The sequence below is a fragment of the Sphingomonas sp. NIC1 genome, from assembly GCF_001638925.1.
Lineage (GTDB): Bacteria > Pseudomonadota > Alphaproteobacteria > Sphingomonadales > Sphingomonadaceae > Sphingomonas > Sphingomonas aquatilis.
Map to the genome: position 1 here is coordinate 1,019,342 of NZ_CP015521.1, position 26,351 is coordinate 1,045,692.

General features: G+C 68.5%; 24 protein-coding genes. 19 read left to right on the forward strand and 5 right to left on the reverse strand.

The features are described from left to right. The first annotated feature begins 60 nt into the window (after positions 1–60). From A7E77_RS04915 to A7E77_RS04945, 7 genes are all read left to right on the forward strand, one after another. Positions 61–798, forward strand: coding sequence for a peptidylprolyl isomerase (locus A7E77_RS04915; protein WP_063686264.1), 738 nt, complete (start codon positions 61–63; stop codon positions 796–798). Continuing rightward, positions 795–1,829 carry a tRNA preQ1(34) S-adenosylmethionine ribosyltransferase-isomerase QueA gene (gene queA / locus A7E77_RS04920; protein WP_063686266.1) on the forward strand — a complete coding sequence of 345 codons (1,035 nt, stop codon included), beginning with the start codon at positions 795–797 and terminating at the stop codon, positions 1,827–1,829. The genes A7E77_RS04915 and queA overlap by 4 nt, the downstream gene beginning before the upstream one ends. A gap of 40 nt (positions 1,830–1,869) precedes the next feature. Continuing rightward, on the forward strand, positions 1,870–2,319 hold the full coding sequence (locus A7E77_RS04925) for an EF-hand domain-containing protein (protein WP_063686268.1): 450 nt from the start codon (positions 1,870–1,872) through the stop codon (positions 2,317–2,319). A 43-nt stretch (positions 2,320–2,362) separates the two neighbouring features. Continuing rightward, positions 2,363–3,499 carry a tRNA guanosine(34) transglycosylase Tgt gene (gene tgt, locus A7E77_RS04930; RefSeq protein ID WP_063689724.1) on the forward strand — a complete coding sequence of 379 codons (1,137 nt, stop codon included), beginning with the start codon at positions 2,363–2,365 and terminating at the stop codon, positions 3,497–3,499. Positions 3,500–3,501: 2 nt separating this feature from the next. Next, positions 3,502–3,690, forward strand: coding sequence for a hypothetical protein (locus A7E77_RS04935; RefSeq protein WP_017979936.1), 189 nt, complete (start codon positions 3,502–3,504; stop codon positions 3,688–3,690). Positions 3,691–3,877: 187 nt separating this feature from the next. Then, positions 3,878–6,709 (forward strand): M16 family metallopeptidase, encoded by a 2,832-nt coding sequence (locus A7E77_RS04940; RefSeq protein WP_063686270.1) that lies wholly within the window; start codon positions 3,878–3,880, stop codon positions 6,707–6,709. Between the two features lie 148 nt (positions 6,710–6,857). Then, the gene (locus A7E77_RS04945; protein WP_413243589.1) at positions 6,858–7,970 is read left to right on the forward strand and encodes a cell wall hydrolase; all 1,113 of its coding nucleotides are present in this window, start codon (positions 6,858–6,860) and stop codon (positions 7,968–7,970) included. Positions 7,971–7,974: 4 nt separating this feature from the next. Here A7E77_RS04945 and A7E77_RS04950 read toward each other — a convergent pair whose 3' ends face one another. Continuing rightward, positions 7,975–9,876 (reverse strand): S9 family peptidase, encoded by a 1,902-nt coding sequence (locus tag A7E77_RS04950; protein ID WP_063686274.1) that lies wholly within the window; start codon positions 9,874–9,876, stop codon positions 7,975–7,977. 113 nt (positions 9,877–9,989) lie between these two features. On the opposite strand from A7E77_RS04950, the gene A7E77_RS17895 reads away from it, so the two are divergent. Further along, positions 9,990–10,163 (forward strand): hypothetical protein, encoded by a 174-nt coding sequence (locus tag A7E77_RS17895; protein ID WP_017979940.1) that lies wholly within the window; start codon positions 9,990–9,992, stop codon positions 10,161–10,163. Positions 10,164–10,216: 53 nt separating this feature from the next. Here A7E77_RS17895 and A7E77_RS04955 read toward each other — a convergent pair whose 3' ends face one another. Together A7E77_RS04955 and A7E77_RS04960 are read right to left on the reverse strand one after the other, a co-directional pair. Continuing rightward, positions 10,217–10,615: a glycine zipper 2TM domain-containing protein gene (locus A7E77_RS04955; protein WP_024310365.1), complete on the reverse strand. Its 399-nt coding sequence runs from the start codon at positions 10,613–10,615 to the stop codon at positions 10,217–10,219. Positions 10,616–10,678: 63 nt separating this feature from the next. Next, positions 10,679–11,131 carry a hypothetical protein gene (locus A7E77_RS04960; RefSeq protein WP_063686276.1) on the reverse strand — a complete coding sequence of 151 codons (453 nt, stop codon included), beginning with the start codon at positions 11,129–11,131 and terminating at the stop codon, positions 10,679–10,681. Between the two features lie 167 nt (positions 11,132–11,298). Here A7E77_RS04960 and A7E77_RS04965 point away from each other — a divergent pair, with 167 nt between their 5' ends. From A7E77_RS04965 to gyrB, 4 genes are all read left to right on the forward strand, one after another. Next, a complete protein-coding gene (locus tag A7E77_RS04965; RefSeq protein ID WP_063686278.1) occupies positions 11,299–12,081 on the forward strand; it encodes a Coq4 family protein in 783 nt (260 codons plus the stop codon). Positions 12,082–12,111: 30 nt separating this feature from the next. Further along, positions 12,112–13,167: a DNA replication/repair protein RecF gene (gene recF / locus A7E77_RS04970; protein ID WP_063686280.1), complete on the forward strand. Its 1,056-nt coding sequence runs from the start codon at positions 12,112–12,114 to the stop codon at positions 13,165–13,167. Between the two features lie 116 nt (positions 13,168–13,283). Next, positions 13,284–14,051, forward strand: a complete 768-nt coding sequence (locus A7E77_RS04975; RefSeq protein WP_063689726.1) for an OmpA family protein — start codon at positions 13,284–13,286, stop codon at positions 14,049–14,051. Between the two features lie 210 nt (positions 14,052–14,261). Then, positions 14,262–16,757 carry a DNA topoisomerase (ATP-hydrolyzing) subunit B gene (gene gyrB / locus A7E77_RS04980; protein ID WP_063686282.1) on the forward strand — a complete coding sequence of 832 codons (2,496 nt, stop codon included), beginning with the start codon at positions 14,262–14,264 and terminating at the stop codon, positions 16,755–16,757. Between the two features lie 153 nt (positions 16,758–16,910). Here the strand turns inward: gyrB and A7E77_RS04985 are convergent, their stop codons facing one another. Continuing rightward, positions 16,911–17,795, reverse strand: coding sequence for a LysR family transcriptional regulator (locus tag A7E77_RS04985; protein WP_017979947.1), 885 nt, complete (start codon positions 17,793–17,795; stop codon positions 16,911–16,913). An 80-nt stretch (positions 17,796–17,875) separates the two neighbouring features. On the opposite strand from A7E77_RS04985, the gene A7E77_RS04990 reads away from it, so the two are divergent. From A7E77_RS04990 to mmsB, 4 genes are all read left to right on the forward strand, one after another. Further along, positions 17,876–19,372 (forward strand): CoA-acylating methylmalonate-semialdehyde dehydrogenase, encoded by a 1,497-nt coding sequence (locus A7E77_RS04990; protein WP_063686284.1) that lies wholly within the window; start codon positions 17,876–17,878, stop codon positions 19,370–19,372. Between the two features lie 5 nt (positions 19,373–19,377). After that, positions 19,378–19,905 carry a hypothetical protein gene (locus A7E77_RS04995; protein ID WP_226341853.1) on the forward strand — a complete coding sequence of 176 codons (528 nt, stop codon included), beginning with the start codon at positions 19,378–19,380 and terminating at the stop codon, positions 19,903–19,905. Between the two features lie 7 nt (positions 19,906–19,912). Continuing rightward, positions 19,913–21,058: an acyl-CoA dehydrogenase family protein gene (locus A7E77_RS05000; RefSeq protein ID WP_063686288.1), complete on the forward strand. Its 1,146-nt coding sequence runs from the start codon at positions 19,913–19,915 to the stop codon at positions 21,056–21,058. Between the two features lie 107 nt (positions 21,059–21,165). Next, positions 21,166–22,038, forward strand: a complete 873-nt coding sequence (mmsB, locus tag A7E77_RS05005) for a 3-hydroxyisobutyrate dehydrogenase (RefSeq protein ID WP_063686290.1) — start codon at positions 21,166–21,168, stop codon at positions 22,036–22,038. Here the strand turns inward: mmsB and A7E77_RS05010 are convergent. Then, complete coding sequence (locus tag A7E77_RS05010; protein ID WP_063686292.1) at positions 22,025–22,954, reverse strand: hypothetical protein; 930 nt, start codon at positions 22,952–22,954, stop codon at positions 22,025–22,027. The two genes, mmsB and A7E77_RS05010, sit on opposite strands and share 14 nt — an antisense overlap. 105 nt (positions 22,955–23,059) lie before the next feature. On the opposite strand from A7E77_RS05010, the gene A7E77_RS05015 reads away from it, so the two are divergent. Genes A7E77_RS05015 through A7E77_RS05025 form a run of 3 tightly spaced genes read left to right on the forward strand, consistent with a single transcriptional unit; the run spans position 23,060 to position 26,003 of the window. Next, positions 23,060–24,154 carry an 8-amino-7-oxononanoate synthase gene (locus A7E77_RS05015; protein WP_063686294.1) on the forward strand — a complete coding sequence of 365 codons (1,095 nt, stop codon included), beginning with the start codon at positions 23,060–23,062 and terminating at the stop codon, positions 24,152–24,154. Beyond that, on the forward strand, positions 24,151–24,768 hold the full coding sequence (bioD, locus tag A7E77_RS05020; RefSeq protein WP_063686296.1) for a dethiobiotin synthase: 618 nt from the start codon (positions 24,151–24,153) through the stop codon (positions 24,766–24,768). Before A7E77_RS05015 ends, bioD begins: the two co-directional genes overlap by 4 nt. Continuing rightward, positions 24,765–26,003 (forward strand): adenosylmethionine--8-amino-7-oxononanoate transaminase, encoded by a 1,239-nt coding sequence (locus A7E77_RS05025; protein WP_063686298.1) that lies wholly within the window; start codon positions 24,765–24,767, stop codon positions 26,001–26,003. Before bioD ends, A7E77_RS05025 begins: the two co-directional genes overlap by 4 nt. Positions 26,004–26,351: the final 348 nt, after the last annotated feature.

Consider the following 26,351-nt stretch of genomic DNA (forward strand, 5'->3'; position numbering starts at 1 on the left):
AGTTTGGTGCAACCTGCGATTTGCTCTAAGCCGCACCGCATCACCTAGGTTGGGAATCTCATGCGCCCGTTCGCCCGTCTGTTTGCGTTTCTGTTGTGCCTGTTCGCCGCGCCTGCCTTTGCGCAGAGCGTACCCGGCACCGACGACGTCACCCAGCGCGCGACGCCGCCGCTGACCACCGACAAGGAAAACCTGTGGCTGCTCGACCTGTCGGACGGTGGCCGCGTCACCATCTGGCTGCGTCCCGACGTGGCGCCCAAGATGGTCGAACGGATCAAGACGCTGACCCGCCAGCATTTCTATGACGGCCTCGCCTTCCACCGCGTGATCGACGGGTTCATGGCGCAGGGCGGCGATCCCAAGGGCGACGGCACCGGCGGATCGACGCTGCCCAACGTACCGTCGGAGTTCAACTATCTGCCCCACGTCCGCGGCGCGGTGTCGGCGGCGCGTGCGGACGATCCGAACAGCGCGAACAGCCAGTTCTTCATCGTCTTCCAGCCGAAGCTCAGCCTCGACAAGAAGTATACCGTCTTCGGCCGGGTGATCGACGGGATGCAATATGTCGACGCGATCCAGCGTGGCGAGCCGCCTGCGGACCCGACCAAGATCGTCCACGCCTACATCGCCGCCGACAATCCTCCGGCCTACACCCCCGCACCTGCTCCGGCCCCGGTCACGCTCGGCGCCCCCGTGACATTGCCTGGCGGCGAATCGGCTGGCACCGCGGCGCCCAAGAAGGCGGTCGCCCCGGCCCGCAAGACGGCACCCGCCAAGAAGGCGCCTGCCCGCAAGTGAAGGTCGAGCTTTTCGATTTCGAGCTGCCGGCCGAGCGTATCGCGCTGCGGCCGGCATCGCCGCGCGATTCGGCACGGCTATTGGTGCTCGACGGCGATGCGACCTGCGACCGTATCGTCCGCGACCTGCCGGCCGAATTGCGCGCTGGCGACTGCCTGGTCTTCAACGACACGCGCGTGATCCCCGCGCAGCTCGAAGGGCGACGCGGCGAGGCGAAGATCGGCGCGACGCTACACAAGCGCGAAGGACCGCGCCGCTGGCGCGCCTTCGTCCGCAACGCGCGCCGTTTGCGTGACGGCGACAGCGTCGATTTCGGCTCGGGCGTCACCGCCATCGCCACCGATCGCGGCGAGGATGGCAGCCTCGCGCTCGACTTTGCCGGTGACGAGCCGGTCGAGCTGTTGCTCGAACGCGCCGGCCGCATGCCGCTGCCGCCCTATATCGCCGCCAAGCGCCCGACCGACGCGCGCGATGCCGACGATTATCAGACGATGTTCGCGGCCGAACCCGGCGCCGTCGCCGCGCCCACAGCGGCGCTGCACTTCACGCCCGATCTGATCGCCGCGCTGGATGCCGCCGGCATCGGCCACGAGACGCTGACGCTGCACGTCGGCGCCGGCACCTTCCTGCCCGTCAAGGCAGACGACACCGACGACCACCGGATGCACGCCGAATGGGGCCGCATCGACGCCGCCACCGCCGACCGCCTGAACGCCGTCCGCGCCCGCGGCGGCCGGGTGATCGCGGTCGGCACCACCTCGCTCCGCCTGATCGAAAGCGCGAGCGGCGAAGACCAGGTGATCCGCCCGTTCGAAGGCGACACCGCGATTTTCATCACCCCCGGCTATACCTTCCGCGGCATCGACGGCCTGCTCACCAACTTCCATTTGCCCAAATCGACGCTGTTCATGCTGGTTTCGGCGTTGATGGGGCGCGAGCGGATGCAGGCAGCGTACGCGCATGCCATTGCCAACGGCTACCGCTTCTATTCCTATGGCGACGCGTCGCTGCTGCTGCCGGCGCGCGGATAGCGATGGCGCGCGGGGCGGCCCGCTGGCATGATCGCCGCCGATGCTGCTGACGCTTCTTCTCCAGGCGGCAACGCCTGTTACCGCCCCGGTCCAACCGCCCGCAACGCTGGTGGTCGAGCCGGTCGCAATGGCGATCGCGGCGTTCGACAGCGACGGCGACGGCCGCACCACCCGCGCCGAGCTTGCCGCCGGCGTGGCGCGCAGCTTTGCCGCGATCGACACCGCTCACACCGGCTCGCTCGGCTATATCGACTTCGCTGACTGGTCGACGCGCTGGCTGGGTGACCCCAATGCGCTGCCCAGCCCGTTCGAAGTGGATAGCGACGGCGACAATCGCATCACGCTCGCCGAATTGCAGGCGGCGATGGCGCGGGTGTTCGCGCGGCTCGACGTCGATAAGGATGGCGTCGTCACGCGGAAAGAATGTTTGACGATCCGCAGCATGGCGACCCGCGCCCCCGACCCGCGTGGCGGCAAGCGCAAGCGGTAGCGGCGGCTCGACACCGCTGACCGCTTTCGCCAAAGCGCACGACATGTCTTCCCGTTTCGCCTTCACCATCGCCGCCACCGACGGCTGCGCCCGCACTGGCACGATCCAGATGCAGCGTGGCGTCATCCGCACGCCCGCCTTCATGCCGGTCGGCACCGCCGCCACCGTGAAGGCGATGAAGCCCGCCGACGTCGCCAATGCGGGCGCCGACATCATCCTCGGCAACACCTATCACCTGATGTTGCGCCCGGGCGCCGAACGGGTCGCGCGGCTGGGCGGTCTCCATGGCTTCATGGGCTGGGACAAGCCGATCCTGACCGATTCGGGCGGCTATCAGGTGATGAGCCTCGCCGACCTGACCAAGCGATCCGAAGAGGGCGTGTCGTTCAAGAGCCACCTCGATGGCACGCGCCACCTGCTCAGCCCGGAGCGATCGATCGAGATCCAGCGATTGCTGGGCTCCAACATCGTGATGGCGTTCGACGAACTGGTGCCGACCACCTCGACGCGCGAGGTGCAGGCCGCGGCGATGGAACGCTCGATGCGCTGGGCGAAGCGCAGCCGCGATGCGTTCGACAGCGGCGGCGAGCATGCCGAGAACAATGCGATCTTCGGCATCCAGCAGGGCGCACTCGACGAGCCCCTGCGCAAGGCGAGCGCCGACGCGCTGATCGACATCGGCTTCGATGGCTATGCGGTCGGTGGCCTGGCGGTCGGCGAGGGACAGGAGGCGATGTTCGGTTGTCTCGATTTCGCACCCGGGCAATTGCCGCAGGACAAGCCGCGCTATCTGATGGGCGTCGGAAAGCCCGACGATATCGTCGGCGCGGTGGAGCGCGGCATCGATATGTTCGACTGCGTGATGCCGACGCGCTCGGGGCGGACCGGCCAGGCATTCACCCGCAACGGCCCGATCAACCTGCGCAACGCGAAGTTCGGCGAGGATCAGGCACCGCTCGACCCGACGTGCGGCTGTCCGGTCTGTGCGACTTGGAGTCGCGCCTATATCCACCACCTCGTCCGTGCGGGCGAAATTCTGGGTGCGATGTTGATGACCGAACATAACATCTGGTTCTACGAAGCCTTGATGGCGGACCTGAGAGCCGCCATTGCGGCTGGTGAACTGACCTCGTTCGCGAATGGTTTTCGCGCAGCGTATCAACGGGGCAAGGGAGAGTGAGTATGTCGGATCAGCCCAACGAGATCCTCGAAGCCGCCGCTGCCGCCAAGGCGCAGCAGGATGCCGCCGCGCAGGCGAAGGTGCAGGGCCGCAAGAGCCATTGGCCGATGCGCATCATCGGCGTTGGCATCGGATCAGCCGCGGTCGCCGCGGCGGTGCTGTTCGCCAATTCGGGGAAGAAGAAGGACTGACCTCAAGCCATCGTCATCCCCGCGGAGGCGGGGATCCATACGCGCAGGTCCCGCGATGGGGCCGAGACGGTAGCGGTTCTGGATTCCCGCCTGCGCGGGAATGACGACGCAGCCTGAGGGGCGATTGACACGATCCCCAAGCTCCGGTTCAACCGACGGCATCATCCCGTCCTAACCGGAGCATCCCATGCGCCTCGTTCGTGCCGCCCTTCTGCTCGGGGCCGCGCTGCTCCCCCTCGCCGCCACTGCGCAGACCGCCGCGCCTGCCGCGACCGCCGTCAAGCCGATCGCCTATACCGAACGCACGCTGGCGAACGGCCTGCGCGTCTATGCGCTGCGCGACACGTCGACGCCCAATGTCGCGGTGCAGGTATGGTATGACGTGGGGTCGAAGGACGATCCCAAGGGCCGTTCGGGCTTCGCGCACATGTTCGAGCATCTCATGTTCAAGGCGACGCGCAACCTCGTCTCCGAACAGATGGATCGCCTGACCGAGGACGTCGGCGGCTATAACAACGCGTCGACCAACGACGATTACACCAATTATTACGAGGTCGTCCCCGCCAACCATCTGCAGCGACTGCTGTTCGCCGAGGCCGATCGCATGGCGAGCCTGGTGGTCGAACCCAAGAGCTTCGCATCCGAGCGCGACGTGGTGAAGGAAGAGCTGCGCCAGTCCACGCTGGCCCGCCCCTATGGCAAGCTATTCTCGACCTATCTGTCGGCCGCGTCCTACACGACGCACCCTTATGCGCGCTCGACGATCGGCAGCATCGAGAATCTGGAAGCGGCCTCGATCGACGACGTCCGCGCCTTCCACGCCACCTATTACCGCCCAGACAATGCGATCCTGGTCGTTGCCGGCAATTTCGATCCCAAGCAGCTCGACGCCTGGGTCGATCGCTATTTCAGCAAGATCGTGCGGCCGACGACGGCGATCCCGCGCGTCACCGTGCAGGAGCCAATGCGCGCCAAGCCGGTAAGCTACACCGTCTACGAACCCAATACGCCTCTGCCCGCGGTCGTCATGACCTGGCACGTCCCCGCCGACCGGAGCGCCGACATTCCCGCGCTGACCGTGCTCAACACGATCCTGTCGACGGGCGAGAGCAGCCGGATGTACGAAAGCCTCGTCTACCGCGACCAGTTGGCGCAGGATGCCTCGTCCTTCCTCGACAGCAAGCAGGGCACGGGCAACCTCGTCGCCTATGCGATCCTGGCCGACGGCAAGACCGCGGATCAGGGCGAGGCCGCGCTGAAGCGCGAGATCGCGCGCTTCCGGAACGCGCCGGTCAGCGCCGCCGAACTCGCCGAAGCGAAGAACGAGATCGTCACCGCCGCGATCAAGAGCCGCGAAACCGCGGAGGGCAAGGCACGCCTGCTCGCCTCGTCGGTGATCATCGATGGCGATCCCCGGGCCGCCGATCGCCAGCTCGCCGCAATCCAGCAGGTCACCGCCGCCGACGTCCAGCGCGTCGCGCGTCAGTATCTGGGCGACGCCCAGTCCGCGACGATCCGCTATCTGCCCGACAGCGCCAAGCCCGCCGGGCAGACCGGCGACAGGATCGCGGTCGCGCCGACCGTGCAGACCGAAGCACTGACCCCGCCTGCCGACATCGCGATCGTCACGCCCGCGCCCGAGGGCCAGCGTATCCTGCCGCCCGCACCCGGCGCGCCGGTCGCCGCCAATTTGCCGCAGCCGGTCGAGACGCGGCTCGCCAACGGCCTGCGCGTCGTCACGGTCGAACGCCATGACCTGCCGATCGCCACCGCCTATCTGGTCGGCACGGGCGGCCAGGCGCTCGATCCGGCGGATCGTTCGGGCGTCAGCAGCCTCGCCGCCAATCTGATGACCAAGGGCACGACGACCCGCTCGGCGACCGAGATCGCGCGTCAGGTCGAAAGCCTGGGCGGCTCGATCGGTGCCAATGCGGCAAGCGAGGGCGGCAGCGTCGAGGTGACGGTAAAGTCCGACCAGCTGGCCCCGGCCCTCAACATCCTCGCCGACGTGGCGCAGCATCCCGTCTTCGCGCCCGAGGAACTGGAGCGTGCGCGGACGCAGCAGGTCGATGCGGTGAAGGTCGCGATGAAGAACCCGGCGCAGCTCGCCGCGCTGGTCGCCGATCGCGCGACCTTCGGCGCCTCGCCTTATGGCGCGCCCGGATCGGGCACGCCGGCATCGCTGAAGGCGATCACCCGCGCCGACGTTACCGCCGCCTATGCGCGCACGTGGCGGCCCGATCAGGCGACGCTGATCCTGGTCGGCGACGTGACGCCGGCACAGGCGGAGGCGCTCGCCAAGGCGCAGTTCGGCGGCTGGCGGGCGCCGGCCGGCGCGCCGATGCCACTGCCGGCGGTCGGCACGCTGCCGGCACCGCGTACCGTCGTCGTCGATATGCCGGGCGCGGGCCAGGCAGGCGTCGTCGTCGAACGCGTCGCGATCCCGCGGTCCGATCCGCGTTATTACCCGTTTGCGGTGGCCAACACGGTGCTGGGCGGCGGCTTCTCGTCGCGCCTGAACCAGGAGGTGCGGATCAAGCGTGGCCTCGCGTATGGCGCGGGCAGCAGCGTCGATGCGGCACGGACCACGGGCAGCATCGCGGCGCGAACGCAGACCAAAAACCAGACCGCGGCAGAGGTCGTCTCGCTGATGACCGCCGAAATGGCGCGGATGGGCGCGACGCCGGTGCCCGAGGCGGAGCTGTCGACGCGCAAGGCGGTGCTGGTCGGCAATTTCGGCCGTGGCGTCGAGACGACCGACGGGATCGCCGGAATCATCGGCGAATATGTGCTCGACGGCGTACCGCTGACCGAATTGCAGCGCTACACCGCAAAGGTGGAGGCGGTGACGCCGGCGGCGGTGCAGGCGGCATCGGCCGCGCTGCTCGATCCCAAGGCAGCGAGCGTCGCCGTGGTGGGCGACGCCAAGCAATTCCTCACGCCGCTCAAGGCCGCGCGTCCGGCCACGGAAACGCTGACCGAGAGCGAACTGAAGCTGGACAGTCCGACGCTCAAGTAACCGCATGGGCAGCGGGGGCAGCCGACGTCTGCCCCGCCCGGCGCGTCACCCCGGCCATGTTCCGGGGTGACGCATTGAGGGGAGAGCCCGTCCCCCAAAAGTCCTACCGCACCGCCCCGTCGTACCAGTCCGGCACGTCCGGAAATCCATGGCGGACGCCGCACGTGCCTTACGCTATGGCGGCGGCATGCAGGTCCGCAGGCAGACGATCCGGAGGTTGACGCGGGCGTGGATCGCGCTCGTGGCCATCGGGCTCGGCATCCTCGCGCTGCTCGCGGCTCAGGGCGCATGGCGGGCGATCGCGGCGCATGGGGCGGGCGATCCGCCGCCGATGCCCGCCCCCGCCGGCTATGAGGCGGAGGATCATTTCCCCGGCGCGGCCCTGCTCTACACCGATGTCGCCCTTCCCGTAGCGTCGACGGCGAGCGACGGCGCCGCCCCCGCACCGGGCGTGACCGGTACGATTGCGCTGCCCGCCACGCCGGTCTCGCCGTCGCTCGCAGCCGCAGCGATGCGCGCCGATGCCGGCGTGGTCGCCGCGGCGCCCTTTTCCACGAAATCCGCCTCCAGCGTCGATCGCGCCCGCGCGCTCGAATGCCTCACCGCCGCCATCTATTACGAGGCCGCGTCCGAACCCGACGCCGGCCAGCTCGCCGTGGCGCAGGTGATCCTGAACCGCGTGCGCCATCCCGCCTTCCCGCATACGGTGTGCGGCGTCGTCTATCAGGGGTCCGAGCGGTCAGGCTGCCAGTTCAGCTTCGCCTGCGATGGCGCCATGGCCCGGGTGCCGTCGCGGGCGGCCTGGATCAGGGCGGCACGCCATGCCGGCATGGCGCTCGCCGGCTATGTCTACGCACCGGTCGGGCTGGCGACGCATTACCACACCTATGCCGTGACGCCCGCCTGGAACCGCAGCCTGGTGATGACCGACGTGGTCGGCGCGCATCTGTTCCATCGATGGAAGGGCTATTGGGGCACCAGCGCCGCATTCAGCGCGCCCTATCGCGGCGGCGAGCCGGTCCCCGGCCCGCACATGCCCCTGATCGCGCCGCCTGTCGCGACGTCGCCGGCGCTGATCGCCAGTGTCGCGCCGGTGCCGCCGATGACGCGGCCCGAGCAGGTCCAGCCCGGCTATGCGGCGAGCGGCAGCTCCATCGCTCCGCCCGCCGCCACACCGGACAAGGCGCGCCCAACCGACAACCTGCCCGCCGCACCCCAGGTGCTCGACCGGTTCAAGGATTCGGGCAAGCCCCTGCTCTGACGCCTTACTTCGCGTTCTTCACGTACGTGTCGAACCACGCGATCGCCCGCGCGCGGACGTCGGCGGCCTGTGCCGGCGCGGTCACGCAATGGCCGGCATCGGGATAGATCACCAGGCTGACCGGCACGCCCTTGGCCTTCAGCGCGTGCCACCATTCGACCGACTGGGTCGGCGGCACCTCGATATCGCGCTCGCCGACATAGATGAACGTCGGCGTCTGCGCGGTCTTCAGGCGATACACCGCCGACACGTCCTCATAGGCCTTCATGTCGTCGTACATCGACTTGCCGAAGAACGGCAGCATCCACTGGTCGATGCCGTTGGTGCCGTAGTAGCTGATCCAGTTGGAAATGCCGGCGCCCGCGACGATGCCCTTGAACCGGTTCGTCTGGGTGTTCGCCCACATCGTCATGAAGCCGCCATAGCTGCACCCGCCCAGCCCCAGCCGGTTGTCGTCGATCGGCGCGACGCGCTCGACCGCGTCGATCCCGGCGAGGATATCGCGCAGATCGCCGCCGCCGAAGTCGCGCTTGTTGGCGGCGGTGAACGCCTCGCCCTGGCCGAAGCTGCCGCGGGCGTTGGGCAGGAAGACGTAATAGCCCGCCTTCAACAGCGCGCCGTTCATCGAATTGGGCGTGACATAGCCCGGCACCGACGCCGACGAGGGGCCGCCGTGGACCATCGTGATCATCGGCGCCTTGCCGGTGGGCGCATTCAACGGCGCGAGCAGCCAGCCCTGCACGTCATAGCCCTCGTTCTTCCAGCTGACGCTCTTCGCGCGGGTCAGTGCAGGCGCGGCGTCATTGTCGTGCGTGACCTGCCGTACCGCCGCGATCGGCCCGGCATAGATCGCCGGCGCATGTTCGTAATCCTGCACCACCGCGGCGACCGAGCGCCCGTCGGCAGAGAAGGCGGCGCGGCCGTCACCCGCGCTGGCTGTGGCAGGCTTGGCGAAACCGGGGGCGACGGGCTTGCCGGGCACCAGCGTGCCGAACTGCGTCGCGTCGCCCGCCAGCGTCACCGTACGCAGGCCGCCCGCGGTCCAGTCCAGCGTCGTCACCGTCGACTTGGCGCCCGCCGTGATGTTGGTCGGCGTACCGCCCGCGAGCGGTACGGTGAAGACGTCGCCGCCGATCGAGCCGTAATCGCTCATCAGGCCACCGATATAGGCCACCGTTCGGCCGTCGGGCGATACGCGCGGATGCTTGATCTGCGTCGCGGGCTTGGCGATCGAGCGGACCGCGCCGCTCTGCGCGTCGATGGCGTCGAGAGTTGCCACCCACCAATTGTTGTCGCCATTGCCCAGCGCCGTCGTCGCGACGAAGCCGCGCCCGTCGGGCGTCCAGTCATATTCGTAGACGTAGCGGCCAGCCGGCGACAGCGGCGTCACGGTCGACGACGGGCTGGCGACATCGAACACGGCGAGCCGCTGTTCGTCGTTCTTCTCGCCGATCTCGCCGATCATGCGCACGCCCGGTTGCGTCGCGCCCGCTTCCTTTTCGGCGCCCAGCGTTACCAGCAATGCGATGCGCTTGCCGTCGGGGGAGACGCGCGGCGTCTGCGCGATGCCGGGGATGGTCGCGATCGTCCGCGTCGCAGTGCCGCTCGCATAGTCGAGCATCACGCCCTTGCTGGCCGGATCGCGCGCCAGGAACACGAGGTCGCCATTGGGCGCGAAGCTCAGGTCCGAATAGCCGCAGGTCGCACAGGGATCGATCGTTCGCAGCACGCGCCCGTCGGTCGCATTGCGCAGCGTGATGACGGTGTGGCCGCCGCTGCTTTCGATCGTCGCGGTACGGCTGCCGTCGGGGGCGATGGCCAGGCCGTAATATTGGTGAAGCCCCTGCGCGACGGCGGGCGCAGCGACGGCGGTGGCGAGCAGGGCGGCGAACAGGGTCTGACGCATCGGAACTCCGGGCAAGGCAGGATATCCCCGCCATGCTTAACCGAAGAGCGCGGCGCGGCAAGCGGAACGGCGCCCTGCCACCAGCCGTTCGTGCCGGCATAAGGAGAGACAGCATGCCCCATTCGTCTGACGACGCCACCGCGCCCACCACCGAAACGCGCGCACCCAATCTGTCGACCGAACATCAGCGCGACGGCGACGCACGCCGGCCCAGCGAAACGCTCGACAAGGGACAGCCCAAGGGCGAGACGATCCCGCGCAAATCCTCGTTGCTCGGGAACGACTGACACGAAAAGGGCGGCCCGCCAAGGCCGCCCTTCGTCGCGTCATTCGCCGTCGATCAGCGGCAGCGGACGTTGTTGCGGTCGACCGACTGCCCAAGCGCCGCACCCGCCGCGCCGCCAAGCAGCGCCCCGAGCAGGCCGGATCCACCCGGCGCGATCGCCGCACCCAGCGTACCGCCGGCGGCTGCGCCGACGATCAGGCCGGTCGTGCCATCGTTGCGACGGCAGTAATAGCGACCATCCTGGCCGCGATAGATGCGATCGTTCGACGACAGGCGGCGTTCGCGATAGCGCGCATTGTCGACGTAATAGCGATCGGCATAATAGCCATTGTAGCTCGGATCGACCCGGTCATAGTCATAGGCCGAATAGCTCCGATAGCGATCGTCGCCATAGGTCGCGCATCCCGCCAGCGTCGTCGCCGCCGCCATTACCGCCAAAATCGCTGTCCGCATTGCATCCTCCTGTTCCCCGCAGTGAGGCCAGAATGTCCCGGCCCCCTGAAAGGTTTCACGCGATCAGGCCGCTCCGGTCGCTTCGCTGAAGCCGCTGCCGCGATCGGCGACCAGTGTCGGGGCGGGGCCGGTGGCGGGGCGCAGCGCCTCTTTCTCATCCTCGGTCGGCACCGCGGTGGGGTCGGGACGGAAGGGTTCGGCCGCCCGGCTGTCTTTACCGGGGTGCGTGTCGCCCATCAGATCGGTCGGCACATGCTCCGCCGCGGGATTGCCGGCACGTTCGGTGAAATGCTTGTCGGTCTCCGCCATGCCGACCGGGGCCGCCGCCATCGTCGCAGGGCGCGGCGCGATCGGGCTAGTCGTGCTGTCACCCGGCACGGCGCCCGCGCCATCGTCGTCGTTGGACGCCGCGCGCCGTGCCCCGACCTTCGGGCCAATCAGCGCCGTCCCGGCGGTCCAGGCCGCCGCGCCCACTGCAAAGGCCCCGAGGCCAAAGCCGATCTTCTTGTAATCCATGGCATATCGTCCCGTCGTTGCTCGCAATCTCGAGCCCAACCAACCACAGGCTGCGACCGCTTGTTCCGATCGATGTGCGATCGGCTGCATCATCGGTGCGGCAACCGCTTGCCAAGCCACGACTTCCGCGCCATGCTGACATCATTGTCAGTAAAGGAGTCGGTCCGATGGCCAAGCTTCCTCCCTTCCCCGGCACGACCGGCCGCCGCGACTGGCGCACCGCCTTCGGCGCGTTGCGCAAGCTGCTCGCCAATGGCGACGACACCGGCCAGGTGTTCCGCATCATGCGCTCGCTGAACGTGGGTGACACGGCAGAGGCCTATGCCCGCCTGATCGCGACTCCCGAGGGCGGCCGCATGGCCTATGAGCGGGTCGAACTGGCACGCCGCTTTGCGGATCGCGACTGGGTGGACGGCTTCGCGCCCGGCACGGTGGGCGCCGCCTATCGCGATTTCCTCGACACCACCGGCTATTCCGCCGACGGACTGGTCGAGGTCAGCCGGCTCGATCCGTCCGAAACCGACGTCATCCACCCTTGTGCCTGGATGGGGCGGCGCACCCGCGACGTGCATGACATCTGGCACGTCCTCACCGGCTACAAGGCCGATGAGACGATGGGCGAAGCGTGTCTCGTCGCCTTCTCCTACGCACAGACGCGGGGCCTCGGCTGGGCGTTCATCGCCACCGGCGCGGCGCTGAAGTCGATCCGCGAGACCGGCGGCACCCTGCTCGCGAAGGCGGTGCGCGAAGGCTATCGCAACGGCAAACGCGCCGCGTGGCTGCTGGGCGAGGATTATGAGGCGCTGATGCACGAACCGCTCGACGCGGCGCGCGCGCGGCTCGGGATCGCCGATCCCGTGATCTACCGCCATGCGCAGGTCGCGCTGGGGCCGCAGCTCGCCTCCTACGCCTCCACGCAAAAGGCGCGGGCGCAAGCCGCGCTCGCCTAAGCGCTTCAGAACCTGCTAGGCGCGACCGCGATGCTGTCGCGCCTGATCCTCACCGATTTCCGCAACCATGCGGAGCTGGTGCTGGCGCCCGCCCCCGGCTTCGTCGTGCTGACCGGAGAGAATGGCGCGGGCAAGACCAATGTGCTGGAGGCGGTGTCGCTGCTGTCCCCCGGGCGCGGCCTGCGCCGTGCGGCACTGTCGGCGATGCAGCGGCAGCACGGGCCGGGCGGGTTCGGCATCGCGGCGACGCTGGCGCTGCCCGAGGGCGATGTCGAGATCGCGACCGGCACGCTGGCGGCGGCGCCCGAACGGCGCCAGCTGCGTATCCAGGGGGCCGCCGCGACCGCCAATACGCTGGCCGAATGGCTGACCGTGCTGTGGCTGACGCCTGCCATGGACCGGCTGTTCGTCGAGCCGGCGGGCGAGCGCCGCCGCTTCCTCGACCGGCTGACTCTGGCGCTGGTGCCCGCGCATGCGCAACATGCCGCGCGCTACGACGCCGCGATGCGCGCCCGCACCCGGCTGCTGACGGCGGACGAACCGGCCGATCCGCAATGGCTGTCCGCGCTCGAAGCGCAGATGGCGCAGCATGGCGCGGCGGTCGATGCGGCGCGGCGTGAGACGGTGGCGGCGCTCGGCGAGCGGCTGGCGGAGCAACCCGACGGGCCGTTCGCGCGCGCGGCACTGTTGCTGGAGGGGTGGAGCGGCACCGCCGATGCACTGCTTGCCGATCTGCGAAGCGGCCGAGCGCGCGATGCGGCCGCCGGCCGCGCGCTTGCCGGGCCCCACCGCGCCGACCTTGCGGTGACACACCTCGGCAAGGGGCAGGCCGCGGCGCTGGCCTCCACCGGCGAACAGAAAGCGCTGCTGCTCGGCATCGTCCTCGCGCATGCCGAACTGGTCGCCAGCCGCACCGGCCATGCGCCGATCCTGCTGCTCGACGAGGTGGCGGCGCACCTCGACCCCCTTCGTCGTGCCGCATTGTTCGAACGGCTTGGGGGCCATGGGCAGGTGTGGATGACCGGCACGGAGCCGGCGCTGTTCGCCGCGATCGGCCCGGAAGCGACGCGCATCGCGCTCGGCTGAGCGGCCCTTGGAAGCGCACGCGCGGCTGAACCCCGGCTGTCGGCGCGGCTCACGGAACGTTCAAGCCACATCGGCCATTCGGCTCGCCATCGGGCGTGGGGCCAATGGAGAGTATCATGAGCAAATCCATCATCTTCGCCGCCATGCTGGCAGCCGGTATCGCCACCCCGGCGCTGGCGCAGGATCGCTGGGACTGGAGCGGCGGCCGGCCGGGCGATCGCCCCTATCGCCTGATCGGCGCGGGCGTGCAGGGCCTGATCCCCGAATTGCGCGACACGCCCCGCGGCCGCGCGTTCGTGATGCGCAATTTCGATCGCAATCGTGACGGCCGCATCTCGCCTGCCGAGGCGGCCGACGCCAACGGCGCCTTTCTGCGGATCGCCGGCCCGCGCCGCGATCGCTTCGACTGGGATGCGCGCGACCGTACCGTGGTGGTCGAGACGCGAGAAGTGCTCGCCCCCGGTTGGGATCGCCGCGCGATGCACGATTACGGTTTCCGCCAGACGCCGCGCGGCGCGACGCTGACGCTGTCCGAAGACGTGCTGTTCGCGACCGACAGCGACCGTCTGCGTCCCGGCGCGATCGAGAAGCTGCGCCCGCTCGCGCGCTATCTGCGGGACAATCCGGGCGTGCGCGTCGCGATCGACGGCTACACCGATTCGCGCGGCACCGATGCCCACAACCAGGATCTGTCGGAACGCCGTGCCGCCAGCGTCCGCGCCGCTTTCGACGCCATGGGCGTGACGCGCGCCCGCTTCAGCGTCGTCGGCCACGGCGAGCGCGACCCCGTCGCGACCAACGCCACCGCTGCCGGCATGCGCCAGAACCGCCGCGTCGAAGTAACGCTGCTCGGCCGCCGCGCGACGGAATTCGCGCGCTATTGATCGGCCAGTTCCTCCCCCGCCAGGGGGAGGTGGCAGCGCGCAGCGCTGACGGAGGGGGAGGTAAGCATAGAGCTTTATCGGTAAGCGTGACCGCCGCCCTCCCCCTCCACCATTCGGCTCACGCCGAATGGTCCCCTCCCCCTGGCGGGGGAGGACGTTGCCCACCCCATTTCGCTTTCGTTACAGCCGTCCCGCCCCTATATCGGCACGATGGCAAAACCCCAGAATGCGAACGAATACGGCGCCTCGTCGATCAAGGTGCTGAAGGGCCTCGACGCGGTGCGCAAGCGGCCGGGCATGTATATCGGCGATACCGACGACGGATCGGGCCTGCACCATATGGTGTTCGAGGTCAGCGACAATGCGATCGACGAAGCGCTCGCCGGCCATTGCGACCGGATCGATATCCAGCTGAACGCCGACGGATCGGTCAGCGTGACCGATAACGGCCGCGGCATCCCGACCGGCATCCATCCCGAAGAGGGCGTATCGGCGGCCGAGGTCATCATGACCCAGCTCCACGCCGGTGGTAAGTTCGAAAACACCAGCGACGACAACGCGTATAAGGTGTCGGGCGGCCTGCACGGCGTCGGCGTCTCGGTCGTCAACGCATTGTCCGAATATCTCGACCTCACCATCTGGCGCGATGGCGAGGAGCATTACATGCGATTCGCGCACGGCGACGCGGTCGCACCGCTCAAGGTCGTCGGCCCGTCGGAGGGGAAGAAGGGCACGCGGGTCACCTTCCTGCCCTCGCCCGCCACGTTCAAGATCACCGAATTCGACTTCGACAAGCTCGAGCACCGCTATCGCGAGCTCGCCTTCCTCAATTCGGGCGTGCGCCTGTTCCTCACCGACGCGCGGCATGACGAGCCAAAGACGGTGGAACTCTATTACGAAGGCGGCATCGCCGCATTCGTGAAGTGGCTCGACCGCGCCAAGACGCCGCTCTTCCCCGAACCAATCGCGATCAACGGCCAGCGCGACGCGATCGGCATGGACGTGGCGCTGGAGTGGAACGACAGCTATTACGAGAACGTCCTCGCCTTCACCAACAACATCCCCCAGCGCGACGGCGGCACGCATATCGCCGCCTTCCGCGCGGCGCTGACCCGCACGCTCAACAATTACGCCGAAAAGTCGGGCCTTCTCAAAAAGGAGAAGGTGACGCTGACCGGCGACGACATGCGTGAAGGCCTGACCGCGATCGTCTCGGTCAAGCTGCCCGACCCCAAGTTCAGCAGCCAGACCAAGGACAAATTGGTCAGCTCCGAAGTGCGCCAGCCGCTCGAATCGCTGATGGCGGACAAGCTTGCGGAATGGCTCGAGGAGAATCCGGCGCACGGTCGATCGATCGTCGGCAAGATCATCGACGCCGCCGCCGCACGTGAGGCGGCGAAGCGCGCGCGTGAACTCACCCGCCGCAAGGGCGTGATGGATATCGCCAGCCTGCCCGGCAAGCTCGCCGACTGCCAGGAGAAGGACCCCGCGAAGTCCGAACTGTTCCTCGTCGAGGGCGATTCGGCAGGTGGATCGGCGAAGCAGGGCCGCGATCGCCATTTCCAGGCGATCCTTCCCCTGCGCGGCAAGATTCTCAACACCGAACGGGCGCGTTTCGACCGGATGATCTCGTCGAAGGAAATCGGTACGCTGATTCAGGCGATGGGCACCGGCATCGGCCGCGACGACTTCAACGCCGACAAGCTGCGCTACCACAAGATCGTCATCATGACCGACGCAGACGTCGACGGCGCGCATATCCGCACGCTGCTGCTGACCTTCTTCTACCGGCAGATGCCCGAGTTGATCGAGCGCGGGCACCTCTTCATCGCGCAGCCGCCGCTGTACAAGGCGACGCGCGGCCGGTCGGAAGTGTATCTGAAAGACGATGCCGCGCTCGACGATTATCTGGTCGAGGCGGGCGCATCCTCCATGGTGTTCGAAGCGCCGGGCGGACCGCGTTCGGGCGCCGACCTCAAGCATCTGGTCGACCATGCCCGCCGTATGCGCACGCTGATGCGCTACGTGCCGCGCCGCTACGACGCCGGGATCATCGAGGTGCTGGCGCTGGCCGGTGCGCTCGACCCGACCTTCACCCGTGACCAGCGCGCCGCGACTGTCGCCGAGGTGACGCGCCGGCTCGACGCGGGCGACGAGGAAGCCAAGTGGACCGCGCGCCTGACCGAGGACGGCGGCATCCACTTCGAACGGCTGTGGCGCGGCGTTACCGACCACCACATTGTCGAGGCGACGTTCATCGCCAGCGCCGAGGCGCGCAAGCTTCACGGGCTGGCCGCGGAACAGGCGGAGAGCTTCGCCCATGCCGGCAAGCTGATCCCGGCCAAGGGTGCCGCCGCCGTGGAGGCGGACCCCGTCGCGGACGGAGACGGCCAGATCGGCAGCGTCAACACCACCGTCGGCCGCGGCGAAAGCCTGGTCGCGCGCCCGTCGCAGCTGCTCGAGGCGATCCTGGCCGCAGGCCGCAAGGGCCTTGCGATCCAGCGCTACAAGGGGCTGGGCGAAATGAACGCGGAACAGCTGTGGGAAACCACGCTCGATCCGTCAAACCGCACCATGCTGCGCGTCACCAGCGACGACGTCTCGGCCGCCGACATGATCTTCACCCAGCTGATGGGCGAAGTCGTGGAGCCGCGCCGCGAATTCATTCAGGACAATGCGCTGAACGTCGCGAATCTGGACGTGTAATCCGTCAAATTCCTCCCTCGCTTCAGCGGGGGAGGGGAACCGTTCGCGCAGCGAATGGTGGAGGGGGCGTTTCCGCGAACGCGGCGCATGCCGTATCCGCCCCCTCCGTCGCGCCTTCGGCGCGCCACCTCCCCCTGGCGGGGGAGGATTTGGCTATACGAAACGTCCACGTTGCGCCGTCACCAGCGCGGTCAGCCACTCCCGAAACGCGCGCACCCGCTTCGCGCCGCGCGTGTCCTGATGCGTCACCAGCCAGAACGACCGGCGGATCGTCCGCTCGGGCAGCACGCGCCTGAGCGACTTGTCCGCATCGCCGATGAAGCGCGGCAGCACTCCCAGCCCCGCCCCCGCGGCGATCAGCCGATACTGGCCGTTGATGCTGGAGCTGCGGATACGTGGGGACAGCCCCTCCTCGATCTCGGCGAGATAGCGCAACTCGGGCGCGTACAGCAGGTCGGGAACGTAGCCGACCAGCGGATGGTCGCGCACCTCCGCCGCGGTCGTCGGCAGGGCGTGGCGGGCGGCATACAGCTCGCCGGCATATAGCCCCAGGGTGTAGTCGGTCAGCTTGCTGCTGACGAGCGGCCCGGTCTGCGGCCGGGCGAGCAGGATCGCGACGTCCGCCTCGCGGCGTGACGGATTGAGGAAACCGCTCGACGCGACGAGGTCGATCGTCAGGTCGGGATGGCGCGCGGTGAAATCGGGCAGGTGATGCGCCACGAACCACGTGCCGAACCCCTCCGATACGCTCACTCGCAGCACCCCGGACAACCGGTCGGGATCGTCGTCGGTCGGCACGATCCCCGCCGCCGCCTGCCCCATCGCCTCCACCGCGACCAGCAGCGCCTCCCCCGCTGCGGTCAACACCTGTCCCTCGCGCGACTGCTCGAACAGCGTCTGGCCGAGCGCGCCCTCCAGCCGTCGCAGGTGCCGCGCCAGCGTCGTCGCATCGACCCCAGCCGCAGCCGCCGCGCGCGCGATCTGGCCGGCGCGGGCGACGCGGAGAAAATCCTGAAGGTCATCCCAACGCGGCTGCATAATTGCAGCTATGGGTCGCACTTTACGCCCTTGCCTGCAATCCTGCGCAGGCCGATCCTATACACAAACGGAGAGGCATCATGCGCGACATCGACCATTTCATCGTCGGCCATGCCGGCGGCACCGCCACGCGCCATGGCGACGTGTTCGACCCCAATAGCGGTAGCGTGCAGGCCCGCGTCGTGCTCGGCGAACAGGCCGACCTCGACCGTGCCATCGCCGCCGCGCAGAAGGCGCAGCCCGGCTGGGCGGCGACCAACCCGCAGCGCCGCGCCCGCGTTATGTTCCGCTTCAAGGAACTGGTCGAGGCGAACATGGACGCGCTCGCCCACCTGCTCAGCTCCGAACACGGCAAGGTCATCGCCGATGCCAAGGGCGACATCCAGCGTGGCCTGGAGGTCATCGAATTCTGCTGCGGCATCCCCCACGTCCTGAAGGGCGAGTACACGCAGGGCGCCGGCCCCGGCATCGACGTCTATTCGATGCGCCAGCCGCTCGGCATCGGTGCCGGCATCACGCCGTTCAATTTCCCGGCGATGATCCCGATGTGGATGTTCGGCGTCGCGATCGCCTGCGGCAACGCCTTCATCCTGAAGCCCAGCGAACGCGACCCGTCGGTGCCCGTCCGACTCGCCGAACTGATGCTGGAAGCGGGCGCGCCCGAGGGCATTCTGCAGGTCGTCCATGGCGACAAGGCGATGGTCGACGCGATCCTCGATCACCCGGCGATCAGCGCGGTCAGCTTCGTCGGCTCGTCCGATATCGCGCATTACGTCTACCGCCGCGGTGTCGAGGCGGGCAAGCGCGTCCAGGCGATGGGCGGCGCCAAGAACCACGGCATCGTCATGCCCGACGCCGATCTCGACCAGGTCGTCGCCGATCTGTCGGGCGCGGCCTTCGGCTCGGCGGGCGAGCGGTGCATGGCGCTGCCGGTGGTGGTGCCGGTCGGCGACAAGACGGCGGATGCGCTGCGCGCCAAGCTGATCCCGGCGATCGAGGCCCTGCGTGTCGGTGTCTCGACCGATGCGGAGGCGCATTACGGCCCGGTCGTGAACGCCGCGCACAAGCAGCGCGTCGAAAACTGGATTCAGACCGGCGTCGACGAAGGCGCCGAGCTGGTTGTCGACGGCCGCGGCTTCACGCTCCAGGGGCATGAGGAGGGCTTCTTCGTCGGCCCGACGTTGTTCGACCGCGTCACGCCGGACATGTCGGCCTACAAGGAGGAAATCTTCGGCCCCGTCCTCCAGATCGTCCGCGCGGCGAGCTTCGAGGATGCGGTGCGCTTGCCGAGCGAGCACCAATATGGCAACGGCGTCGCGATCTTCACGCGCAACGGCCATGCCGCGCGCGAATTCGCCGCACGCGTCAACGTCGGCATGGTCGGCATCAACGTGCCGATCCCGGTGCCCGTAGCCTATCACACCTTCGGCGGCTGGAAGCGCAGCGCGTTCGGCGACACCAACCAGCACGGCATGGAGGGCGTCAAATTCTGGACCAAGGTGAAGACGGTGACGCAGCGCTGGCCCGATGGAGCGGTCGAGGGCGGCAATGCGTTCGTCATTCCCACCATGGGATGAAGACAATGCGCACGACACTGATCCTCGCCACCGCGCTTAGTCTCGCCGCCTGTTCGGGTGGCGAGAGCCTCGACAATCAGTCGGGCGGCAGCGCCGCCGTCGAGCCGACACCGTCCAACCTGACCGACGATCCGCAGAACATGGTCGTGCCGCTCGAGGCACCGGGCAACCAGGCGGCGCCGGTGCCGCTGCCCACCGCATCGCCCGTGGCGCTGACCGCGATCCCGCAAGGGTTCCAGGGCCGCTGGGGCGTCAACGCCGGCGATTGCGATCCGTCGACCGGCGCCGACAAGGGCAAGCTGACCATTACCGGCAATACATTGTCCTTCTTCGAATCGCGTGGGCAAGCCACGACGATCACGCGCACCCAGGCCGACCAGATCGCCTTCGACCTGCCGATGAGCGGCGAAGGCATGACGTGGAGCGAACCCACCACGCTCACCCTGCTCGACAACGGCAAGACGCTGGTCCGTGTGGTGAAAAGCCCCGCCGATCGTGCCACCACCGACCGCTACAGCCGCTGCCCGGCCTAGGACCATCATGACCGACCAGTTCGACCTGACCGCAGACCAGCGCGAGATACAGGATCTCGCGCGCCGCTTTACCGCCGATCGGATCACGCCGTTCGCGGCGGAATGGGACGAAACGCACCATTATCCCGTCGACGTCTGGAAGGCGGCGGGCGACCTCGGCTTCGGCTCGATCTACGTCAGCGAGGAATCGGGCGGCATCGCGCTCGGGCGGCTGGAGGCGGCGCTGATCATGGAGGCGATGGCCTATGGCTGCCCCGCCACATCCGCGTTCATCTCGATCCACAACATGGCCGCGTGGATGATCGACCGTTTCGGTTCGGCCGAACTGAAGGCAAGGTTCCTGCCCGACCTCGTCAGCATGGAAAAGATCGCCAGCTATTGCCTGACCGAGCCGGGTTCGGGCTCCGACGCCGCGGCGCTGAAGACGAGCGCCCGCCGCGACGGCGACGATTTCATCCTCAACGGCACCAAGCAGTTCATCTCGGGCGCCGGCTATAACGACGTCTATGTCGTCATGGTCCGCACGGGTGAGGAAAAGAGCCGCGGGATCAGCGCGCTCGTCGTTGAGAAGGACACGCCCGGCCTGTCATTCGGCGCGCCCGAGAAGAAGCTCGGCTGGAACGCCTCCCCCACCGCGCAGGTGATCTTCGAGGATTGCCGCGTGCCGGCCGCCAATCTGGTCGGTGGCGAGGGCGAGGGGTTCAAGATCGCCATGGCGGGGCTCGACGGCGGCCGGCTCAACATCGGCGCCTGCTCGCTGGGCGGCGCACAGCGCTGCCTCGACGAGGCGATCCGCTACACCAAGGAACGCCAGCAGTTCGGCCAGCCGGTCGCGGAATTCCAGAACACGCAGTTCACGCTTGCCGACATGGCGACCGACCTCGAAGCAGCGCGCGCGCTGCTCTATCTCGCCGCCGCCAAGGTGACCGCCAACGCACCCGACAAGTCGCGCTTTTCGGCGATGGCCAAGCGGCTGGCGACCGACAACGGCTCGGCGATCGTCGACGCGGCGCTCCAGCTCCACGGCGGCTATGGCTATCTGAAAGATTATCCGATCGAGCGCTTCTGGCGCGACCTGCGCGTCCATTCGATCCTGGAGGGGACCAATCAGGTCATGCGCATGATCGTCGGCCGCGACCTGCTGCGGCAGTAAGACAACAGAACACCATCCGACCGTTCGTGCTGAGCCTGTCGAAGCACAGGTGAGTCTCAGGGCCTTCGACAAGCTCAGGCCGAACGGCACACTTGAGGAGAGCATCAATGGCACGCGTCGCCTTCATCGGCCTGGGCAACATGGGCGGCGGCATGGCCGCGAACCTAGCGAAGGCGGGGCATGACGTTCGCGCCTTCGACCTCAGTCAGGATGCGCTCGACAAGGCGAAGGCGGCAGGCTGCCTGCCCGTCGCCAGCGCGGCCGAGGCGGTCGAGGGCGCCGAGGCGATCGTGACGATGCTCCCCGCCGGCAGCCACGTCGAGGGCGTCTACAATGACGCGGTCTTCGGCCGCGCGCAGCCGTCGGCGATCCTGATCGACTGTTCGACGATCGACGTCGCCACCGCGCGCCGCGTCGCCGAAGCCGCCGCGGCCAAGGGGCTGACGGCGGTCGACGCCCCCGTCTCGGGCGGGATCGCAGCGGCGAATGGCGGCACGCTCACCTTCATGGTCGGTGGCAGCACCGAAGGGTTCGATCGCGCGCAGCCCTATCTGGCGCAGATGGGCAAGGCGGTGATCCACGCCGGTGCCAGCGGATCAGGCCAGGCGGCCAAGATGGCGAACAACATGCTGCTCGGCGCGACGATGATCGCGACGTGCGAGGCGTTCCGCCTTGCCGAACGGCTGGGCCTCGACCCGCAGACCTTCTACGACATTTCGTCAGTCAGTTCGGGGCAGAGCTGGTCGATGACCAGCTATTGCCCGCTTCCCGGCGTCGGTCCCGAAACACCCGCCGATCGCGATTATCAGGGCGGATTCGCCGCGGCGCTGATGCTGAAGGATCTGCGCCTCGCGATGCAGGCAGCGGACGAGGCCGGCGCATCGACGCCGCTCGGCGCGCACGCCGCACAGCTCTATGAGGCGTTCGTCGCCGACGGCCACGGCGGCACGGACTTTTCCGGCATTATCAAGACGCTGTAAGCCTGTCCGCCCGATCGCGCAGCTGTTCGTGCGCCACGCGTTGCAGCGACGCGGCGAGATCGGGCGACAGGCCCAGTTCATCCGCCGCCCGCTCGCCCCGGCCCAGGCTGCGCGGATCGACGCCGGTCACCGCGCCGAAGACGGTCAGCGCCTCGAGATAATAGCCGGCAGTGCTGGCGTGATATTGGTCGTACGACCATAAATTCGCCTGGCCGAAGGTGATGCCGTCATAGGGGTTGGGATCGGCGATGCCGAGCGCGAAGGCGCGGGTCCAGGCCTGCCCCACCGGCACGACGCCCGCGACCCAGGGATGCGCGCGGCGGGCGCGGTCGGCTCCGCGGCGCAGGTCGTCCGCCATTGCCGCGATCGGCCGGCCATACCAGCGGCCCGCGGTCAGATACGTCAGGTCCGCGCGGCTCCACGTCGCGGTCAGATGGACGCGCACCGCCGGATTGCGGGCCCGGAAGAGGGTGCCGAGCAGGCCCACCGCGCGGATATAGGCCGCGGGATCGCCCGGCCGGTCGCGATCGAGCGTGCTATATTCCTGCAGGACTACCGCATCCCACGGCCGGTCGAACAGCTGGCGCCGCTGGTCGTAGTGGAAGGTCAGGCTCTGCCCGCCCTGCGTTTCCAGGCTGACGGCATAGTTGAGGCCGGATTCGTCGGCGAATTCCTTGAACAGCGCTGGCACACCGCCATAGCCTTCGCGGTTGAGATCGGTGACGCGGTTTGCGTGCCAGTTGCGCACCGCCGAATGCGCGCCCTGGGTAAAGCTGTTGCCGAGGAACAGGATCGTCCGCGGCGGCGCGACGACGGGGACCTGTTGCGCCCCACTCTTCGCGTCGGCCGCCGCCGTGTGACCCGCCAACGCGATGGCCAGCATCATCCCCAGCAGCCGCATCCTCGCCATCATCATCCACCCTGCCGTGATATCGCCCGCCGCCTACCGGATCGCAGCCCTACAAGACCAGCCCCGTCGTCGCGGACTGGAACGGGACGGGCGAGTTGCTAAGGCGGCGCGATGCTGGACTTCTACCGCGACGATTTGTCCCGACTCGATGGTTCCGGACGATTGCGCCGGCTGCGCGGACGGACGGGGCAGGACTTCACCTCGAACGACTATCTCGGCATCGCCCAGTCGGCGCGGATGCGGGACGCCGTAGCCGCAGCGCTCGACCGCGGCGTGGCGGTGGGATCGGGTGGATCGCGGCTGCTGCGCGGCAACGATCCCGAACATGAGGCGCTGGAAGCCGAGGCGGCGGCGTATTTCGGTAGCGAGGCGGCGCTGTTCTTCGCCAACGGTTATGGGGCCAATATGGCGGCGCTGGCGACCTTGCCGCAGCGCGGCGATATCGTCCTGCACGACGCGCTGATCCACGCCAGCGCGCATGACGGCATGCGGCTGGGCCGGGCACCCGTCCGGTCGGTAGCGCACAATGATGTCGGCGCGTTCGAGGATGCGATCCGGGCGTGGCGTGGCGATGGTGGCATGGGCCTGCCCTGGATCGTCGTCGAAAGCGTGTACGGCATGGATGGCGACCGCGCGCCGCTGGCCGAACTCGCCGCGCTGGCCGACCGGTCCGGCGCGATGCTGGTGATCGACGAGGCGCATGCGACCGGCGTGTTCGGCGCAGGCGGGCGCGGACTGGCGGCTGACCTTCATGGCCGCGACAATGTCGTCAGCCTGCACACCTGCGGCAAGGCGCTGGGCGCGGAGGGCGGGCTGCTGTGCCTGCCCGCCGTATTGCGCGACTTTCTGGTCAACCGCGGGCGGGGCTTCATCTTTTCGACCGCGCCGTCGCCGCTGATGGCGGCCGCGGTGCGCGAGGGGCTGCGGATGATCGCCGACGAGCCCGAACGGCAGGCGCGGCTGTGGGAGCTGGTACGGCTCGCCGAAGCGGCACTGGGCTTTTCGACGGGATCGCAGATCCTGCCGGTGATCGTCGGCGACGACGGCGCGGCGGTGGAGCGGGCCGCACGGCTGCAAACGGCGGGATATGACGTGCGCGCGATCCGGCCGCCGACGGTGCCGGTGGGCACGGCACGGCTGCGGCTGTCGATCACGACGCAGGTCGACGCGGCGGCGATTACGGGACTGGCGGAGGCTTTGCGATGACCGATACGATCGTGGTGACGGGGACGGATACCGATGTCGGCAAGACGGTGTTCGCCGCCGCGCTCGCCGCCGCGCTGGGGGCGACCTATTGGAAGCCGGTGCAGGCGGGGCTGGCGGACGGCACCGACGAAGGCACGGTGCGGCGGCTGGGCGTGACCCACGTGCTGCCCGAGGCGTATCGGCTGGTGACGCCCTGTTCGCCGCATCGCGCGGCGAGACTCGACGGCGTGACGATCGATGCGGATCGGCTGGCGCTGCCGCAGGTCGCGGGCCCGCTGGTCGTCGAGGGCGCCGGCGGCGCGCTGGTGCCGTTGACCGATGACCTGCTCTACGCCGACCTGTTCGCCCGCTGGGGGGCGCCGGTGGTGCTGGTCGCGCGCACGCAGCTGGGCACGATCAATCACAGCTTGCTGAGCCTGGAGGCGTTGCGCGCCCGCGGCGTGCCGGTGCTGGGCATCGCGTTCAATGGTCCGCCCGAACCTGACAGCGAAGCGACGATCGCCCGCATCGGACGGGTCAAACGGCTGGGGCGGCTCGACCGGGTGGAGCATCTCGACGCCGCCAGCCTCGCTGCCGCCTTTGCCGCCGGATTTAATGTGGAGGATTTCCGGTGAGCTCGTCGATCTGGCACCCCTTCACGCAGCATGGCCTGCGCGAACCGATCCCGGTGGTCGCGCGGTCGGAGGGCGCGGCGCTCTACACCGTCGACGGACGGCGGATCGTCGATGCCATTTCCAGCTGGTGGGTGACGACGCACGGACACCGCGAGCCCCGGATCATGGCGGCGATCGCCGAGCAGGCGGGGAAGCTCGACCAGATCATCTTTGCCGGCTGGAGCCACGAGCCGGCCGAGGCGGTGGCAGCAGGCCTCCGGCGGATGATGCCCGCCGAGCTGACGCGGGTGTTCTTTTCCGATTCGGGATCGACCGCGGTCGAGGTGGCGCTGAAGATGGCGCTGGGCTTCTGGCTTCACCGCGGCGAGGACCGGCACCGTATCCTGGTACTGGAACATGGCTATCACGGCGACACGATCGGCACGATGTCGGTCGGCGCGCGCGGCGCGTTCAACCGCGCGTATGAGCCGCTGCTGTTCGACGTGGAGACGATCCCCTTCCCTGGCGCAGGCGCGGAGCAGGCGACGCTCGACGCGCTGGAGGCGGCATGCCGCGCGGGGCCGGCGGCGCTGATCGTCGAGCCGCTGATCGTCGGTGCGGGCGGCATGCTGATCTATCCGCCTTGGGTGCTCGCCGAGATGCGGCGCATCTGCGCGAGGCACGACGTGCTGTTCATCGCCGACGAGGTGATGACCGGCTGGGGTCGGACGGGCACACTGCTCGCCTGCGAACAGGCCGATGTCGTGCCCGATATCCTGTGCCTGTCGAAGGGGCTGACCGGCGGCGCGGTGCCGCTGGCGGTGACGATGGCGCGCGAGGACATCTATAAGGCGCATTATTCTGATGATCGCGCGAAGATGTTTTTCCATTCGTCGAGCTACACCGCCAACCCAATCGCCTGCGCGGCGGCGGCGGCGAATATCGCGATCTGGGAGGACGAGCCGGTGCTGGCGCGCGTCGCCGATCTGGCGGCGCGGCAGGCCGAGCGGCTGGCGGCGCTGGAGGGCGTGCGCAACGCACGCGCGCTGGGCACGATCACCGCGATCGACCTGGGGACCGAGGCGGCGGCCTATCTGTCGACGCTGGGGCCGCGCTTGCTGGCGTTTTTCCGGGAGCGCGACCTGCTGCTGCGACCGCTGGGGAATACGGTGTACGTGATGCCGCCCTATTGCATCGAGGATGCCGATCTGGACGCGATCTATGCGGCGATCGGCGAGGCAGCGGCGCTGGCGTGAGCCCCGAGTCGCGACATACCGCGGTTTCCAAAGTGGACGATGTTGACGGCACGTCACCCTTTGGTGGGGCGGGGTGAATGTTCGGACCGATTGCTGGAAGGATGCGGCGGGTGAGGACGCGCGCGGCATACTGCCGGGCTGTCATAGCTGTTCCAACATTGCCAGCGGTTTTTTGTTCGCGCAAAGCCGCGAACCGAAGAAGGTTGGTTCGCGCGGAGACGCGGAGACGCGGAGGGGTTTCGTCCGGCGCCGACGGCGCCCTTCCTCACCAACCGTTCCGCTTGGCCGAGCGTCCGTGGGAGAAAGCGGCTTCGCCGCAGGAACGACATCTCCGCGTCTCCGCGCCTC

What these genes read in the sequence shown, in the direction of transcription:
- A7E77_RS04945 (WP_413243589.1), top strand. Translation starts at nt 6,858, where the DNA reads ATGGCGGACGCCGCACGTGCCTTACGCTATGGCGGCGGCATGCAGGTC.
- A7E77_RS04965 (WP_063686278.1), top strand. Translation starts at nt 11,299, where the DNA reads ATGGCCAAGCTTCCTCCCTTCCCCGGCACGACCGGCCGCCGCGACTGG.
- gyrB (WP_063686282.1), top strand. Translation starts at nt 14,262, where the DNA reads ATGGCAAAACCCCAGAATGCGAACGAATACGGCGCCTCGTCGATCAAG.
- A7E77_RS04985 (WP_017979947.1), bottom strand. Translation starts at nt 17,795, where the DNA reads ATGCAGCCGCGTTGGGATGACCTTCAGGATTTTCTCCGCGTCGCCCGC.
- recF (WP_063686280.1), top strand. Translation starts at nt 12,112, where the DNA reads ATGCTGTCGCGCCTGATCCTCACCGATTTCCGCAACCATGCGGAGCTG.
- A7E77_RS04975 (WP_063689726.1), top strand. Translation starts at nt 13,284, where the DNA reads ATGAGCAAATCCATCATCTTCGCCGCCATGCTGGCAGCCGGTATCGCC.
- A7E77_RS04925 (WP_063686268.1), top strand. Translation starts at nt 1,870, where the DNA reads ATGCTGCTGACGCTTCTTCTCCAGGCGGCAACGCCTGTTACCGCCCCG.
- tgt (WP_063689724.1), top strand. Translation starts at nt 2,363, where the DNA reads ATGTCTTCCCGTTTCGCCTTCACCATCGCCGCCACCGACGGCTGCGCC.
- A7E77_RS04955 (WP_024310365.1), bottom strand. Translation starts at nt 10,615, where the DNA reads ATGCGGACAGCGATTTTGGCGGTAATGGCGGCGGCGACGACGCTGGCG.
- A7E77_RS04950 (WP_063686274.1), bottom strand. Translation starts at nt 9,876, where the DNA reads ATGCGTCAGACCCTGTTCGCCGCCCTGCTCGCCACCGCCGTCGCTGCG.
- A7E77_RS04940 (WP_063686270.1), top strand. Translation starts at nt 3,878, where the DNA reads ATGCGCCTCGTTCGTGCCGCCCTTCTGCTCGGGGCCGCGCTGCTCCCC.
- A7E77_RS04935 (WP_017979936.1), top strand. Translation starts at nt 3,502, where the DNA reads ATGTCGGATCAGCCCAACGAGATCCTCGAAGCCGCCGCTGCCGCCAAG.
- A7E77_RS04990 (WP_063686284.1), top strand. Translation starts at nt 17,876, where the DNA reads ATGCGCGACATCGACCATTTCATCGTCGGCCATGCCGGCGGCACCGCC.
- A7E77_RS04915 (WP_063686264.1), top strand. Translation starts at nt 61, where the DNA reads ATGCGCCCGTTCGCCCGTCTGTTTGCGTTTCTGTTGTGCCTGTTCGCC.
- A7E77_RS05010 (WP_063686292.1), bottom strand. Translation starts at nt 22,954, where the DNA reads ATGATGATGGCGAGGATGCGGCTGCTGGGGATGATGCTGGCCATCGCG.
- A7E77_RS05015 (WP_063686294.1), top strand. Translation starts at nt 23,060, where the DNA reads ATGCTGGACTTCTACCGCGACGATTTGTCCCGACTCGATGGTTCCGGA.
- bioD (WP_063686296.1), top strand. Translation starts at nt 24,151, where the DNA reads ATGACCGATACGATCGTGGTGACGGGGACGGATACCGATGTCGGCAAG.
- A7E77_RS17895 (WP_017979940.1), top strand. Translation starts at nt 9,990, where the DNA reads ATGCCCCATTCGTCTGACGACGCCACCGCGCCCACCACCGAAACGCGC.
- mmsB (WP_063686290.1), top strand. Translation starts at nt 21,166, where the DNA reads ATGGCACGCGTCGCCTTCATCGGCCTGGGCAACATGGGCGGCGGCATG.
- A7E77_RS04995 (WP_226341853.1), top strand. Translation starts at nt 19,378, where the DNA reads ATGCGCACGACACTGATCCTCGCCACCGCGCTTAGTCTCGCCGCCTGT.
- A7E77_RS04960 (WP_063686276.1), bottom strand. Translation starts at nt 11,131, where the DNA reads ATGGATTACAAGAAGATCGGCTTTGGCCTCGGGGCCTTTGCAGTGGGC.
- A7E77_RS05000 (WP_063686288.1), top strand. Translation starts at nt 19,913, where the DNA reads ATGACCGACCAGTTCGACCTGACCGCAGACCAGCGCGAGATACAGGAT.